12 protein-coding genes are annotated in these 15,630 nt (G+C 62.6%); 4 read left to right on the forward strand and 8 right to left on the reverse strand.

The window, feature by feature from the left end; genetic code table 11:
• Window positions 1-49: 49 nt before the first annotated feature.
• From OCK01_RS07280 to OCK01_RS07305, 6 genes are all read right to left on the reverse strand, one after another.
• Window positions 50-1,453: a calcium-binding protein gene (locus OCK01_RS07280; RefSeq protein WP_263823180.1), complete on the reverse strand. Its 1,404-nt coding sequence runs from the start codon at window positions 1,451-1,453 to the stop codon at window positions 50-52.
• 227 nt (window positions 1,454-1,680) lie between these two features.
• Window positions 1,681-3,207, reverse strand: a complete 1,527-nt coding sequence (gene ppx / locus OCK01_RS07285) for an exopolyphosphatase (RefSeq protein ID WP_263823181.1) — start codon at window positions 3,205-3,207, stop codon at window positions 1,681-1,683.
• Window positions 3,208-3,219: 12 nt separating this feature from the next.
• Window positions 3,220-5,370, reverse strand: coding sequence for an RNA degradosome polyphosphate kinase (locus OCK01_RS07290; protein WP_246697520.1), 2,151 nt, complete (start codon window positions 5,368-5,370; stop codon window positions 3,220-3,222).
• Window positions 5,371-5,500: 130 nt separating this feature from the next.
• Window positions 5,501-6,190 carry a DnaA regulatory inactivator HdaA gene (hdaA, locus tag OCK01_RS07295; RefSeq protein WP_182826656.1) on the reverse strand — a complete coding sequence of 230 codons (690 nt, stop codon included), beginning with the start codon at window positions 6,188-6,190 and terminating at the stop codon, window positions 5,501-5,503.
• Between the two features lies 1 nt (window position 6,191).
• Window positions 6,192-7,325, reverse strand: a complete 1,134-nt coding sequence (locus tag OCK01_RS07300) for an AI-2E family transporter (RefSeq protein ID WP_263823536.1) — start codon at window positions 7,323-7,325, stop codon at window positions 6,192-6,194.
• 94 nt (window positions 7,326-7,419) lie between these two features.
• Window positions 7,420-8,730, reverse strand: a complete 1,311-nt coding sequence (locus OCK01_RS07305; RefSeq protein ID WP_263823182.1) for a GGDEF domain-containing protein — start codon at window positions 8,728-8,730, stop codon at window positions 7,420-7,422.
• A 347-nt stretch (window positions 8,731-9,077) separates the two neighbouring features.
• Between OCK01_RS07305 and purM the strand changes: the two genes are divergently transcribed.
• From purM to OCK01_RS07320, 3 genes are all read left to right on the forward strand, one after another.
• Window positions 9,078-10,151, forward strand: coding sequence for a phosphoribosylformylglycinamidine cyclo-ligase (gene purM, locus OCK01_RS07310; RefSeq protein WP_263823183.1), 1,074 nt, complete (start codon window positions 9,078-9,080; stop codon window positions 10,149-10,151).
• Complete coding sequence (purN, locus tag OCK01_RS07315) at window positions 10,148-10,762, forward strand: phosphoribosylglycinamide formyltransferase (RefSeq protein ID WP_263823184.1); 615 nt, start codon at window positions 10,148-10,150, stop codon at window positions 10,760-10,762. Before purM ends, purN begins: the two co-directional genes overlap by 4 nt.
• A gap of 317 nt (window positions 10,763-11,079) precedes the next feature.
• Window positions 11,080-11,913: a hypothetical protein gene (locus OCK01_RS07320; protein ID WP_263823185.1), complete on the forward strand. Its 834-nt coding sequence runs from the start codon at window positions 11,080-11,082 to the stop codon at window positions 11,911-11,913.
• Window positions 11,914-11,917: 4 nt separating this feature from the next.
• On the opposite strand, the gene OCK01_RS07325 is transcribed toward OCK01_RS07320, so the two are convergent.
• Window positions 11,918-12,505, reverse strand: coding sequence for an NUDIX domain-containing protein (locus tag OCK01_RS07325; RefSeq protein WP_263823186.1), 588 nt, complete (start codon window positions 12,503-12,505; stop codon window positions 11,918-11,920).
• 69 nt (window positions 12,506-12,574) lie between these two features.
• On the reverse strand, window positions 12,575-14,686 hold the full coding sequence (locus OCK01_RS07330) for a molybdopterin oxidoreductase family protein (RefSeq protein ID WP_263823187.1): 2,112 nt from the start codon (window positions 14,684-14,686) through the stop codon (window positions 12,575-12,577).
• A gap of 84 nt (window positions 14,687-14,770) precedes the next feature.
• Here OCK01_RS07330 and OCK01_RS07335 point away from each other — a divergent pair, with 84 nt between their 5' ends.
• Window positions 14,771-15,622: a 23S rRNA (adenine(2030)-N(6))-methyltransferase RlmJ gene (locus OCK01_RS07335; protein ID WP_263823188.1), complete on the forward strand. Its 852-nt coding sequence runs from the start codon at window positions 14,771-14,773 to the stop codon at window positions 15,620-15,622.
• Window positions 15,623-15,630: the final 8 nt, after the last annotated feature.

A 15,630-nucleotide genomic window follows, 5' to 3' on the forward strand; every position in this document is an offset into this window, starting at 1 on the left:
CAAAGACGCCGCCGCGAGGCATCGCGGCGGCGTCTTTGCTTTTTGATGATCAGAACTGGAAGTCGCTGGCGTCGATATCCTTGCTCTTCACGCCTTCGAGGAAGATCGAGTCCCCATTGGCGAATTCAAGTTCGACGCCCTTCTTCGTGGAAGACATGTCGATATCGTCGAAATCAAACTTCCGTCCGTAGCCGTTGACTTCGATCTGTTCGTGGTCGGAGCCCTTCGCGTCGAAGTCGGTGATCACGTCTTCGCCGTCGCCCTTGTTGAAGACGAATGTGTCAACGCCGCCCTCGCCGCTCAGTTCGTCGTCGCCCTCGCCGCCTTCGATGACGTTGTCACCCGAATTTCCGACAATCACGTTGTCGGCGACGTTGCCGGCGCCCTTGATGTCGCCTTTGCCGACGAGATAGAGGTCTTCGACCAGCTTGAATTTCTCGATGCTGAAGGAGACCGACGTTTCGACCGTGTCATGGCCCTTCTTGTCGGTTTCGATCACGGAGTCCTTGGCGTTGTCGACGATGTAGGTGTCGTCGCCCGCGCCGCCGGACATTCTGTCGGCGCCGCGATCGCCGTCGATCACGTTGTCGCCGGAGTTGCCGGTGAGATTGTCGTCCTTGCGTCCGCCGACGAGGTTTTCGATGTTGTCGAACTTGGCGAGGCTGACCGAGCCGGATCCGATCACGGTGTCGACGCCGCCGCCCTTGCCGGCCGCTTCCTTGATGGTTTCACCGCCGGTGACATAGTAGCTGTCGTCGCCGGATCCGCCGATCAGCACATCCTTGCCGCCATTGCCGTCCAGCGTATCGTTGCCCGCGCCGGCATCGAGCGTGTTGGCGCCCGACGAGCCGGTCAAGTCGTCGTTCGACTTGCCGCCGGTGAGGTTTTCCACGTTCTTATAGTCGGAAAGATCGAGTTTGCCGGAACCGACGACCGTGTCGTCGCCTGCGTTCTTGTCTTCCTGAACGCCGTCCTTGGACGTGACATAATAGACGTCGTCGCCATTGCCGCCGACGAAGATTTCCTTGCCGGCGCTGCCGGCCAGTTCGTTGTCCTTGTCGTTGCCGACGATCTGGACGGTTTCGCCGTTGAGATAGGCGGCCAGCGTCTTGTTGCTCTTGATGTCGGCGCTCGACAGATCGAGGCCGGAGATCGTGTAGGTTTCGACGCCCTTCTCGTAATAGGTCAGGGACGAGACGGAGACCAGAAGCTTGTCGTAGTCGAGCTTCTCGAGCGCTTTAGCGCTGAACTTTCCCGTGAGTTCGATTGCGGCGTCGGCTTCCTTGCCCTTTTCTTCGACCAGGATAGTGGCGGTGATCACGCCCTTGGATTCGCCTTTCAGTTCGACCTTGGAAGGGACATGCGCGTTGGTGTCCCAAATCTCCTTCATATCGATGCCGGACAGATCGAAATCGTAATTGCCAGCTTTGTCCCCGATAGTCACCTTGATCATTGTAGCCCCCTCAGGTGTTGATCCGATGAGGAGGTTCTAGCTTAGAAGTGTTAGATTTTTGCTCAGAAGCATGCTTACCCGAAACTGAAAAAAGCGAGCCGAATAAGTAGGTTAACAGACGATTTCCAATAATGGCGCAAATTCGTGCCGATATGAAACGCTCGTTTCACCCGGCGTGAAAAGGCGGTAACAACCAATTGAGAACGAATGCGTGAAGTCCGCAAAGATCAGCCGAAGCGGAAGCCGAGCTTCTTGCCGGTGAGCTTGGAAAGCTGGGCGAGACGGCCATCCAGCCGCTCTCCGGCAAATTCCTCGAATTCGGCGGGCGCCACGAATTCCAGATCGAGACCCTTGGACGGGTCGACGGGCTTTTCCAGTCTCAGGCGCGGGACGACGCCCGGCATCGAGGCGGAGAAGAGATAGAGAACCCGCAGCATGCCGCCGAGCAGCTTCGCCAGCCAGAGAAGTCGCGGCGTGGCCATAGCGGCGAGTTCGCCGGTCGCGCTGTCGTCGTTCAATCCTTCGAAGCGATAGTAATTCGCCAGGCCGAGATAGCCCCGCCCGGCATGGGTGATGCCGATGAAGGAGGAATGCGCGATGATGTTAAGCGCCTGCAGACCGCGATAATCGGGATGGGCGCGCCAGCTGATGTCGGCGAGCAGGCAGGCGGCGCGGCGATAGCGCGCTTCCTCCCTGGTTTCGGACACGCCGAACAGCGGCAGCATGCGGCCCGTCCAGTCGGCGAGTTCGCGCGCATGTTCGGGCGAGCGGGCGCGCAACACGGCCAGTTCGTCGGCGGCCGACACCAGAGGATCAAGGATCTTCACATGGTTGGGCAGGAGCGAATAAAGATAGCCTTCGCGCACGCCTTGCGCCGAAAAGGAAATCGAGGCCGGCTTCATGACGCTGATCACTTCCCGCATGGCGATCGCGCCATAGGGGAGAAGCGCGCGACGGCTGCGGGACACCGCCTGATAGGCCGGCTCCTTCTGCTCCTTGTTGCGGATCACGGCTTCCAGGAAGCTCATCGCCTCCTGAAACGGCATACGGTAATCCTGCACCATGTGCAGCGGATATTTGTTGAGCTCCATATGCAGCTTGGCGATGCTGCGCCAGGTGCCGCCGACAGCATAGAAGGTGCGGCCCTCCCCTTCCTTCAGGAAAGGCACGGCGCGCACCAGTTTACGCGCATAGGCCTGGGCGCGCGGCAGGTCGCCGCCGGAGAATTCGGACAGGCGGATGCCGCCCAGCGGCATGGTCAATCCCTGGCCGTAATCCGCGCCCCTGACATTGATGAGCTCCAGCGAGCCGCCGCCGAGATCGCCGACGATGCCGTCGGCGTCGAAATAGCCGCTGATGATGCCGAGCGCTGAAAACTGCGCTTCTTCCTCGCCGGTCAGCACCCGCACGCGGCAGCCGAGAATGGCTTCGGCCTTGGCGATGAAATCGGGGCCGTTGGCGGCCTCGCGCGCGGCGGCGGTCGCCAGCGCATACATGGTGCGCGCCCGCGCCTGCTTCGAGAGCGCCTTGAAGCGATGCAAAGCCGTCAGCGCCCGTTCGACGCTGCCCGGATCCATATTCCCGGTCTGTGCGATGCCCTTGCCGAGGCCGCACATGACCTTTTCGTTGAACAGCATGGCCGGGGCGCGGTTCATGCCCTCATAGATCACGAGGCGGATGGAATTCGAGCCGATATCGACGATGGAAACAGGCACGATGCCGGGCAAACGCCCTTGGGCTTCAGACTCAACCATGAAAATCCGGTATTACTTCCTGCCGGAAGGCAACCTGCCGGCGATCAGTTTTGGCGCGCTCGACTTCAGGGATTCTCCGCGGCCAGACAGGCTCGGATTGGTCATGAAGTAGACCTGCGCGTTGAACGGCTCGTCTCCGTCGCGCACTTCACAGCGCTTGGAGGTACCATCGGGAAGTATCTCGTAGGACTGCTGGTTGTCAATGATGTTGGCCAGCATGATCTGGGAGAGCACCTGCTCATGCACAGTCTTGTTGATGAGCGGCACCAGCGTTTCCACGCGGCGATCGAGATTGCGCGGCATCATGTCGGCGGAGCCGATATAGACCAGCGCCTTTTCATGCGGCAGGCCATAGCCGTTGCCGAAGCAGAAGATGCGGCTGTGCTCCAGGAAGCGGCCGACGATCGAGCGCACCCAGATATTGTCCGAGAGGCCCTCGACTTGCGGACGCAGGCAGCAGATGCCGCGCACCACCAGCTCGACCTTCACGCCGGCGGCGGAAGCGTCATAGAGCGCATCGATGATGTCGGGATCGACCAGCGAGTTCATTTTCATCCAGATCGACGCCGGACGGCCTGCTTTGGCGTGTTCGATCTCTTCGTGGATATGCTGAAGGATGCGCGGACGCAGCGTGGTCGGCGACATCGCGAGCTTCATCCCCGCCTCCGGCTCGCCATAGCCAGTGATGAAGTTGAAGATGTTGGCCATGTCGTGCGCCATCACCGGATTGCAGGTGAAGAAGCTCAAGTCGGTATAGATCTTGGCGGTGACCGGGTGATAGTTGCCGGTGCCGAGATGGCAATAGGTGCGCAGGCGATTGTCCTCGCGGCGGACGACCATGCTCATCTTGGCGTGAGTCTTCAATTCGATGAAGCCGAACACCACCTGCACGCCGGCGCGCTCCAGGTCGCGGGCCCAGCGGATATTGGCCTCCTCGTCGAAGCGCGCCTTGAGTTCGACCAGCGCGGTGACGGACTTGCCGGCTTCGGCGGCGTCCATCAGGGCGCGCACGATCGGGCTGTCGTTGGAGGTGCGGTAGAGCGTCTGCTTGATGGCGACGACGTCGGGATCGCGCGCCGCCTGGATCAGGAACTGCACCACCACGTCGAAGCTTTCATAGGGGTGGTGGACGATCATGTCCTTTTCGCGGATCGCCGCGAAGCAATCGCCGGCATGTTCGCGCACCCGCTCCGGGAAACGAGCATTGTATGGGGCGAAGCGCAGATCTTCACGCGGGGCCTTGGCAATCTCGGAAAGTGTGTTGAGCGCGAGGAAGCCCGGCAGGACCGCGATGCGGTTTTCCGGCACGCCGAGCTCGTGGGTCACGAACTGGCGGAGCGACTGCGGCATCTCGGAATCGGTCTCGATGCGGATCACAGAGCCGCGGCGGCGGCGCTTCAGCGCGCTTTCAAAGAAGCGCACCAGATCTTCGGCTTCTTCCTCGACTTCAATATCGCTGTCGCGGATGATCCGGAACGTGCCCGATCCCTCGACTTTATAGCCGGGAAACAGCTTGTTGATGAACAGCAGCACCGTGTCTTCGAGCGTGATATAACGCAGCGCGCCATCCTTGTCGGGCAGCCGGATGAAGCGGTCGAGCGCCTGCGGCAGGCGGATCAGCGCCGTCATCGGCTCCTTGCCCGACAGGCTGGAGAGTTGCAGCCCCATCGAGAAGCCGAGATTGGGGATGAACGGGAACGGATGGGCCGGGTCGATGCAGAGCGGCGTCAGCACCGGAAACAGCGACTCGTCGAATTCCTTCTCCAGCCATTTGCGGTCTTCCTTGGACACCGCGCCGGGACGGACGATCAGGATGTCCTCGCGCGCCAAATATTGCTGGAGCACGGCCAGCGCCGCCTGCTGCTCCATCTGCAGATTGTTGATTTCCTTGAGGATCGCGTCGAGTTGTTCGCCCGGGGTCTTGCCGTCCGGGCTCTTGATGGCGACGCCGGCGCGCACCTGGCCTTCGAGACCGGCGACGCGGACCATGAAGAATTCGTCGAGATTGTTGGCCGAAATCGACAGGAAGCGGACCCGCTCGAGCAGCGGATGGTTGGTGTTCAGCGTTTCCTCGAGAACGCGACGGTTGAACTGCAGCCAGGAAAATTCCCGGTTGATGAAGCGCTCGTCGCTTTGGCGGAGCGGATTGGCGGGCGCATCCATGGCGATTGCGTGGGCTTCCGTCTCGTTTGCTTCGGGCGCGCTGATGTTCATGAATTCAATCCGTTCTCTGGATGGCGTCGGGGCATTTGTGAGCCGGGACTATTACAGAATGACGACAGTTCCGTGACAGTCAAGCGTCGCCAGCCTCGCCCTTCAGAACCTCCGCGGCGAGCGCGCGGGACAGCTTGACGCCACGCGCCAGAGCCAGCCGATCGAGTTTGTCGACGATGCTCTGCGCGGCCGCGAGCGACCGCTCCATGCGGCCGACGATATAGGCCGCGAGCTTCTCGTCGATCATCAATTGCCGATCGGCGAACAGTTTGTAGAGCACCTGCGTCAGCAGCGCGTCGTCGGGCGGACCGATCTCGACCAGGGTCGCGGCCTTGAGCCGCGACATCAGGTCCGGCAGCGTCACGCCCCAGGCCGTGGGACGGACGCGCGCGGTGATCAGAAGGCTCTGTCCATGCGCGCGCGCGGCGTTGATGATGTGGAACAGCAGCGTCTGGTCATACGCGTTGCGGTCGGCGTCCTCGACCAGCACCGGGCCGATTTCAGCCAGGCGCACCGCGTCGTCGACAGTCTCGTCGGCCAGGCGGGCGGCGGACGCCGTCTTTCGCCAGATTTCGGCCAGATGCGTTTTGCCCGAACCCGGCGGCCCCGCGAGGACGACCACCGGCGAAGGCCAATCCGGCCAGCGATCGATCAGCGCGGCCGCGGCGCTCAACGGGCTGGAAACAACCAGATCGTCCCGGCCCTGCGCCGCCTCGTGCGAGAAGCTCAGCGGCAATTGTTCGGGTTTCCGTGCGTCGGAAGCGGTCATGTCATCTCTCTGGCGGAGGAAGAACTCCGGCGCGTTCGCTTGCGCCGATCCGTGCGCCATAGCCGTGATAGAGGTCGCTTTCAAGATAGCGCGAGATGGCGTAGCGGACGAGCACGGCGATCGAGGCCGAGGCCGGCACGGCCACCATCAGTCCGACGAAGCCGAACAGGGCGCCGAAGGCCAGCAACGCGAACATCAGCCAGACCGGATGCAGGCCGACCTTTTCGCCGATCAGCTTGGGCTGCAGGATGTAGCCGTCGATGAACTGGCCGATGAAGAAGATGCCGCCGATCAACAGGACCCACGGATAATCCGGCCAGAACTGCACCAGCGCCACGCCTACCGACAGGAAGAAGCCCAGCAGTGACCCGAGATAGGGAATGAAGGAGACGACGCCCGAGACGATGCCGATCAACAGGCCGAAATTCAGCCCGACCAGCGTGAGGCTGCCGCCGTAGAAGATCGCGAGGATCAGGCAGATCGATCCCTGGCCGCGCACGAAGCCGGCGATCGCATCGTCCATCTCGCTCGCCAGCCGCCGAACCGTATGCGACCAGTCGCGCGGCACCCAGTTGTCGACCTTGGCGACCATCTTGTCCCAATCGAGCAGGATGTAGAAAGCGACGACGGGGGTGATGACGAGCAGCGAGAGGATGTCGACCAGCGCCTTGCCCGACGCCCAGATCTGCACCACGAGACCGCCGATGAAGCTCGCGCCCTCGCCGACATAGCGGGAGAAATTCTGCTTCACGGTGGCGAGCTGGCTCTTCAGCCAGGCCGGCGCATAATGGGAGTCCGCGTCCGCCACCAATTGCTGCAACTGGGTCAGGTAACCCGGAACCTTCTGCGCGAAATCGGACGCCTGCGAGGCCAGGAGCGGGATCACGACGATCAGGCCGACGATCAGCAGCAGCACGAAGAAAATCAGGATGAGCGCCGTGGCGGCCATTCGGCTCAGCCCTCTGCGCTCCAGCCAGTCGGCGACCGGATCGAGAAAATAGGCGAGCGCCATCCCGGCCACGAAAGGCAGCAGGATCGAGGAAAAAAGGTAGAGAAAGCCGATGAACAATGCGAGCACGAGCGACCAGAACAGGATCTGACGCTTCAGGCTCTGGCCGGAAATATGGGTGGTCATCATCGCCTCGGTCCTTCCGCGCTGCACGCCTTCAGGGAATAGGCAGATGCGGCGGAACGGTCAAGCTGGGCCGATGGCGGATGCGCCCAGCCCGCTAGTGAGCAACCCGGTTGCGGCCGTTCATCTTGGCCTGGTAGAGCAGGCCGTCGGCGCGGCGAAGCGCCTGATCCACCGCGTTCTCTCCCGACCAACATTGGGCGAGGCCGATGCTGACGGTGATCCTGACAGGCGCGCCGCCTGCCTCGATCTCGAGCTCTTCGGTGGCGGCGCGGATGCGTTCGGCGACCTCGATCGCCTTGTCGAGCGTGACGGAGCGAAGGAAGACGCAAAATTCCTCGCCGCCCAGACGGGCGACCACATCCCGCCCCCGCACGACCCCGTGACAGCAGCGGGCGAAGGCTTCCAGCGCCAGATCGCCCACCGCATGGCCATGCAGGTCGTTGAGCTGCTTGAAGTGGTCGATGTCCAGCATCAATACGACATGCTTCGCTTCGTCGCCGCCGTCGATCGACAGAATCTCGGATGTCTGCTCGAAGAAGGAGCGGCGATTGAGCAGGCCGGTCAACGGATCGATTTCCGCCAGTTTCTGCATGCGCTGGGCGTAGAGTCTCTCGGCGGTGACATCGAGATAGAGATTCAGATGAAAATGCCCGATGGCGCGATGGCGGAACTGGATGCGTCGCGTTTCCCCGCTAGCAGTCCTCACATCGAGATCGAAGGGCGTCATCTCGCGGTTTTCACGGCGCGCGGCGGCGATCTCGTCTTCCCATTTCTGCCGCGCCATGGCGCGATAATCGGGATCCGGATAAGCGAGTCGCCACCAGTCCTCGGCATCCTCCAACTGGTCCAAGTCATAGCCGAACATCTGCTTGAAGCCCGAATTGACGAACTGGACCTCGTCGCGAAGAGTCGCCACTTCGAAACCCAGCGGCAGCCAGTTCAGAAGCTCCATGAGATTCAACTGCCAATTCACCATGCCGAGCGTGTCGGACGGCGGGGCGTCGCGAAAACTATAGAGACGCAGATCGCGCCCTTCGACGCGGACCGAACTGACATGGGTGACCAGAAGGCGCTCCTTGTCGTCCAGCACGGACTTGATGATGAACGGCTCGCTGATCGCGCCGTTTTGAGGAATCGACCAGATCTGCGTCAGAAGCAGGCTGGCGGCGACGCCGATCAGTTCGTCGATCAAGCGCCCAACCGGGGACGGCGAGCCGGGAATGAAAAAGTTATGCGCGGTCTTGTTGCAGAAACTGACGGTGCGGGACCCTTTTTCAGCGACCAGGACCGGGCCGCCCATGCAATCGATCCAGAATTGCAGCTGGCTTGCGGTCTGATCAGGAGACGCCTCCGCCGTTGCGACATCCGCTGAAGCGGGGTCGAATGCGCGCTTTACCTGAGCCATCCGTCATCGCCTTCCCTGCCCTGCTGCGTCATCGCCGCAGGTTGTTCTACGCAGACTATAAGCGCGTTGGTAACAAAATCGTTTATTTTGTCGCTCTTATTTAATGAATTTATCACATTCAGGCCGCGACCGGATTCAAAGCTCGTCCGGCTCAAGGCGGCGCAACAGATCAGATAGCGGGAAGGAACAGGCCCTCGACGGGGCGCATGCTTTCCGCAAAAGCTCCCCGGTGGCTCTTGGTCGGATGAAACCAACAGATAATCGCGTCTGGAACCGGCTCGTTCCTTGAAATTCTGGGCTGTCCATGCCATTGGCCGCCTTATTTCCTTATCTCACCGGAGAGAGCGATGAGCGAACATGGCAAAAATGGCCTGACCTATTCGGATGCAGGGGTCGATATCGACGCCGGCAATCTGATGGTCGAGAAAATCAAGCCGCTCGTGCGCTCCACCCGCCGCCCCGGCGCGGATGTCGAAATCGGCGGCTTCGGCGGCCTGTTCGATCTCAAGGCGGCCGGCTTCAACGATCCCATTCTGGTGGCGGCAAATGATGGCGTCGGCACCAAGCTGAAAGTGGCGATCGAGGCCGGCAAGCATGACACTGTCGGCGTCGATCTGGTCGCCATGTGCGTCAACGATCTCGTGGTGCAAGCGGCAGAGCCGCTGTTGTTTCTCGATTATTTCGCCACCGGCAAGCTCGATCCCGACCAGGGCGCCGCGATCGTCGCCGGCATCGCCGAAGGCTGCCGCCAGGCCGGCTGCGCGCTGATCGGCGGCGAAACGGCTGAAATGCCCGGCATGTATCGCGAAGGCGACTACGATCTCGCAGGCTTCGCCGTCGGCGCCGCCGAGCGCGGCGAATTGCTGCCCAAGGCGGATGCGGCCGAAGGCGACGTCATTCTCGGCCTCGCCTCCTCGGGCGTTCACTCCAACGGCTATTCGCTGGTGCGCAAGATCGTCGAACTCTCCGGCCTCGGCTGGGACGCGCAAGCGCCGTTCGACGCAGAGAAGACGCTCGGCGAAGCGCTGCTCGAGCCGACCAAAATCTATGTGAAGCCGCTGCTCAAGGCGATCCGCGAGACCGGCGCGATCAAGGCGCTCGCCCATATCACCGGCGGCGGCTTCCCGGAAAACATTCCGCGCGTGCTGCCCAAGACCTTGGCCGCCGAAATCGACCTCGCCGCCATCCCGGTCAAGCCGGTGTTCAAATGGCTGGCCAGCGTGGGCGGCGTGGCCGAGCGCGAGATGCTGCGCACCTTCAATTGCGGCGTCGGCATGGTGCTGGTGGTCGCACCCGATCAGGCCGACGCGGTGGCGGACGTCCTGACTGCCGAAGGTGAAACCGTCGTTCGCCTCGGCCGCATGATTGCCCGCACCGAGGGCGCGGCCGGCGTCGCCTATCAGGGCAGTCTCGGCCTATGATCAAACAGCGCGGCGTGATCTTCATTTCGGGCAGCGGCTCCAACATGGTCGCGCTGCTCGAGGCGGCGCGCGATGCCCATTACCCGGTGGACTTCGTCGCCGTGATCTCCGACAAAGCAGAAGCTGGCGGCATCGCCAAGGCGGAAGCGCTGGGCGTCACGACCCATGTGTTCGAGCGCAAGGGCTATGGCTCCAAGGCCGAGCATGAGGCGGCGATCCTCGCTCGTCTCGCCGAGATCGCGCCTGATGTCATCTGCCTCGCCGGCTATATGCGCCTGCTGTCGGCCGGTTTCATCGCCGCCTATGAGGGGCGCATCCTCAATATCCACCCTTCCCTGCTGCCGCTGTTTCCGGGCCTTCACACCCATCAGCGCGCCATCGAGGCCGGCATGAAGGTGTCGGGCTGCACGGTGCATATCGTCACCCCAGGCATGGACGAGGGCCCGGCGCTGGCGCAGGGCGTCGCCCCGATCCTCGCGGGTGACACGCCGGACGGCTTGGCGGCGCGGGTGCTGAAGGTGGAGCATGAGATCTACAAGGCTGCGGTGGCGAAGTTTGCGGGCGGCGTGGTCGAGACCAACGCGGAATCGCGGCTGATGTCGTTCGGGTGAGGTCTGCGGGTCTTCTAGCTGTGTTTATGGTGAGAGGAGCCGTCACGCGACGTGCAAAAACCTCTCCTCCGTCATGCTCGGGCTTGTCCCGAGCATCTGCAACGCTTTGATATTGTTCGATGTCTTAGATCCTCGGCACAAGGCCGAGGATGACGGCGATGAAGGTGTGCGCCGCCGCTGTCTCCGCCCGAACATTCCCTAAAATTCTCCCCATTCTCCTAACCCGCCCTCAACCCCATCGGATCGACCGAGAGCGCCGTTAAGCCTGCCTTAACGCGCCTCGCCCTGAATGAGCGCTGAATGAACCGGCGGCGCTGATGTCGAATTTGCGGAAGAAATATTATCTGGTCCTCACCAAGCGCCAGGAGCGGCTGGCGATCCTCGGCGGCGTGCTGCTGCTCGCGCCGATCCTGGCGCTGACGGGCCTGTGGATCAACAATGCGCTGACGCTCTCGCGGTTGGGTCAGGCCATGGAGGCGCGGGCGGACGCCTGGAAGGGGGACGCCGCCGCCATCGACCGGCAGGTGACGCCGGCGAGCCTCAAGGACCCGATCAAGCGCAACGCCTATCGACTGGTCAACGGCCATGGCGAGTTGCTGCCAGAGCGGCGGGTGATCGTCACGGTGCAGGTTCCCATCGGGTTGAAGAAGACCGGCGCCGACCGGCCTCGCGATCTCGCACAGCTTGCCGATGAGGCCGCCGCGCGAACCCAGGAGATGGCGGAGCGCGAATGCGCGCTGATGCTCGGACCGCTTGCCGCTGAGTGCATGCCGGTGGCCGCGACCGGCCGACGCATCGGCGCCAATACCTTCGAATATCAATTACAGCTCGCGTTCCGCGAGGCGCAGCCTTTTGGCAAGCGCGACCGCGACGGCCGCTACGATTTTGCGCTGACGCGGTCGACGCCCGGTTCGGAATATATGCGCAAGCGCTTCTATTTTGCGGAAGCCGACCGGCAGCGGCAGAAAATCTATGCGGCCGCGGCCGACGCCTGTAAAGTGATCCGCAAGCGCCAGGGCAATTGCAGCATCACGGCGCTGTCCGTCGCCTCGAAACTCGATCCCGGCACGCCGATGGCGCGGCTCGCGGCGTCGGCGGCCTATGCGAGCCTGGTTCCCACCATGAAGCTGGCGGACAACGGCGCGCCCTGAGGCGTCAAAGGCCGTATTTCATCACCGCCCATTGCAGCAGCATGATCGTCTTGCCGTCGGCGATCTTGCCGGCTGCGATCATCTCGAACGCGTCCTTCAGCGGCACTTCGAGGATCTCGATATCCTCGCCTTCTTCTTCCAGACCTCCGCCCTCGCCCTGTCTCTGGGTCACATCGATTTCGGCGGCGAAGAAGGAGACGCGCTCGGTCAGCGTCCCCGGCGACATATAGGCGTCGTAGAGATAATCGGCGCGGTCGATGCGGTAGCCGGTCTCCTCCATCGCCTCGCGGATAATCGCGCTCAGGGGATCATCGCCGTCGAGCAGGCCGGCGGGCGTCTCGATCAGCCAGCCGTCATCGCCGTTCAGCACCGGCGGCACGCGCAATTGCCGGACCAGGATCACGCTTTTGCGGGCGGGATCGTAGAGCAGGATGGTGGCGGCGTTGCCATGATCATGGATCTCGCGGCTCAGCGTCTGGCGGCCGCCCTTCAGCGTCTCATGCTCGACGGTCAGCCGTTGCAGATGCACGAAGCGCTTGTAGAGCGTCTCCGATGTGAGAATATCGACCTTGCGGGAAGGCTTAGCGTCCATGTCGTCTGCCCTTGTCCATCACGATCCTCCCGCGACCGGCTTTACATGAAACGGGTCGCGGGAAAAGGCCTACTTGTGCAGCCAGACCCGGTTGTCATGCAGGCCGACGCCGCCGAAGGGGGCGACATTGTCGGCGCCCGTCAGCACGTTGACGCCTTCGCCGTCGAGATGCGCCTTGTTGGGCCAGAGCCCCTCGACGATCAGCACACCCGGCTTGGTGGTCTCGGTCACCCGCGCATGGATGCGGATCGAACCTCGGTCATTGCCGATCGTGACGATGTCGCCGGCCTGGATGTCGAGCGCCAGGGCGTCGGCGGGCGCGATCATCACTTCCGGGCGGCCTTCCTTTTCCCGCGATGTGCGGGTTTCGGTGAAGCTCGAATTGAGAAAGTTGCGGGCCGGCGGCGTGGCGAGGCGGAAAGGATGCGCCTCATCCACCTCCTCAATGACGGGACAGTAATCCGGAAATTCCGGCAGCCGGTCATAGGGGCCGAGCAGGCCGATGGAATCCGGCGGCCGCACAGAGCCCTTCTGCCCCACCCAATCCGGCCGGAAGCGAAACTTGCCGTCGGGATGGGCGAAACCGTCGAGATAATGAGCGGTGCGGAAATCCGGCTGGCGGTCGAACCAGCGGTCATTGAGGAGATCGTCATAGCTGGGCAGGCCGGGAACCGAGAGGATGCGCTCGATATGCGCGCGTTCGCTCATGCCGAAGCCCGGCTGGTCGGCGACGCCAAGACGCTTGGCCAGTTCCTCGATGACGAAGAGATTGGTGCGAACATCCTGAGGCGGCTCTACCAGCTTCGGCCCGAGCATGATGTGGCTCTGGCCGCCGCCGCGATAGATGTCGTGATGCTCGACAAACATGGTGGCCGGCAGCACGATATCGGCGATCTCGGCCGTCTCGGTCATGAATTGCTCGTGGACGGCGACGAACAGGTCGTTGCGGGCGAAACCCTGCCGCACCAGCCGCTGCTCGGGCATGACATTGGCCGGATTGGTGTTCTGGATCAGCATGGCCGTCACAGGCGGGCCGTTGCGCAGCGCGCGGGCGTCGCCGGTCAGGATGCGGCCGAGTTCGGACTGGTCAAGCTCGCGGATCGAGGGATCGACCAGCGACCGTCCGGTCAGAAGCCGGTTGTCCATGCCGAAAATATGCGAATTGCTGTGGAAGGCGCCGCCGCCCTCATATTGCCAGGAGCCGAGCACGCTCGCCACCGACAGCGCCGCATGCATCGACACCGCGCCGTTGCGCGAACGGGTGAAGCCATAGCCGAGGCGGAAATAGCTCTTCTTCGTCTCGCCCACGAGGCGGGCGAACGTCTCGATCTCCTCGACCGACAGCCCGGTGATGGCGGAGGCCCATTGCGGGGTCTTATTCGCGACATGCGCCTCGAGACCCTGGGGATCATCGGTATAGCGGGCCATATAGTCCCGGTCGGCGTAACCGTCGCGGAAGGCGACATGCATGACGGCGCAGGCGAGCGCCGCATCCGTGCCGGGCTTGAGGATCAGTTTCAGATCCGCCTGCTTCATGGTCGGCGTGTCGTAGATGTCGATCGCCACGACTTTCGCGCCGCGTTCTTTGCGGGCGCGCATGGCGTGCGTCATCACATTGACCTGGGTCGAGACCGCATTGGTGCCCCAGATGACCACGCAATCGGACTTGGCCATTTCGCGCGGATCGGGGCCGCGCAATTGGCCGGTGCCCATGACATATCCGGTCCAGGCGGGATTGACGCAGATGGAATCGAAGAAGCCGGAATATTTCTTGGCCGCCGTCAGCCGCTCGATCGAATCGCGCTGCACCCAGCCCATCGTGCCGGCATAGAAATAGGGCCAAACGCTCTCGGAGCCGTCCTTCGCCTCAGCCTTGGCGAAGGCCTCGGCGATCTCGTCCAGCGCCTGCTCCCAGGTGACCTGCCGCCAGGAGCCCGCGCCCTTGGCGCCCGTGCGCCGCATCGGATGCATCAGCCTGTCAGGATGATAGAGCCGTTCGGCATAGCGCGCCACCTTGGCGCAGATCACGCCGGCGGTGTAGCTGTTGTCGGCGCCGCGCACCCGGCCCATCTTGCCGTCGGGCAGGATCTCGATATCGAGCGCGCAGGTGGAGGGACAGTCATGCGGACAAGCCGAATGACCGATGGCGATTTTTTCGGAGGGGCGGGTCGCAATGTTCATGCTATCGGTATAATTCAGCCGACGCCGCGCCGCTAGCCGGGCTCGCGCGCATTGACAAATATCATCCCGACTTCACCGGAAATCATGAATTACCGCCATATCTACCACGCCGGAAATTTCGCTGACGTCCTCAAGCACGCCGTGCTGGCGCGGCTCGTCGACTACCTCAAGCAGAAGGACAAGCCCTTCCGCGTGATCGACACCCATGCCGGCATCGGGATCTACGACCTCTCCAGCGAAGAGGCGCAGAAGACCGGCGAATGGCTCGACGGCGTCGGACGACTTCTGGAAAAGAATATTCCGGCCAAGGTCGCGCCGCTTCTGGCGCCCTATCTCCAGGCGGTGACATCGCTCAATCCAGACGGCGGCGTGCAATTCTATCCCGGCTCGCCGAAGATCGCCCGCCATCTGCTGCGCAGCCAGGACCGGCTGTCGCTGATGGAGCTGCATCCCGACGATTACGAGACGCTGCACGCCAATTTCGACGGCGACTTCCAGACCCGCGTCACCCATCTCGACGGCTGGCTAGCGATGAATGCGCATGTGCCGCCCAAGGAGAAGCGCGGCCTGATCCTCGTCGATCCGCCTTTTGAGAAGGACGGCGAATACAGGCGCCTCGCCGACTATCTCGGCAAGGCTTGGCGCAAATTCCCTGGCGGCGTCTATTGCCTCTGGTACCCGTTGAAGAAGGGCGCGCCGATACAAGAGTTTCATTCGGCGCTGCATGCGCTCGAAATCCCCAAGACGCTTGCGGTGGAACTGACCGTGCGCAGCGAGCGCGACACGACCGGCCTGACCGGAACCGGCCTCATCATCGTCAATCCGCCCTTCACGCTGAAGGGCGAACTCGACATCCTCCTGCCTTTTCTGAAAGAGCGTCTTGGTCAGGACCGCTCCGCGTCGGCGCGGGCGATATGGATTCGCGGCGAAGGCTGATCGATGCG

The sequence above is a fragment of the Rhizobium sp. TRM95796 genome (assembly GCF_025779995.1).
Classification (GTDB): Bacteria; Pseudomonadota; Alphaproteobacteria; order Rhizobiales; family Rhizobiaceae; genus Rhizobium_E.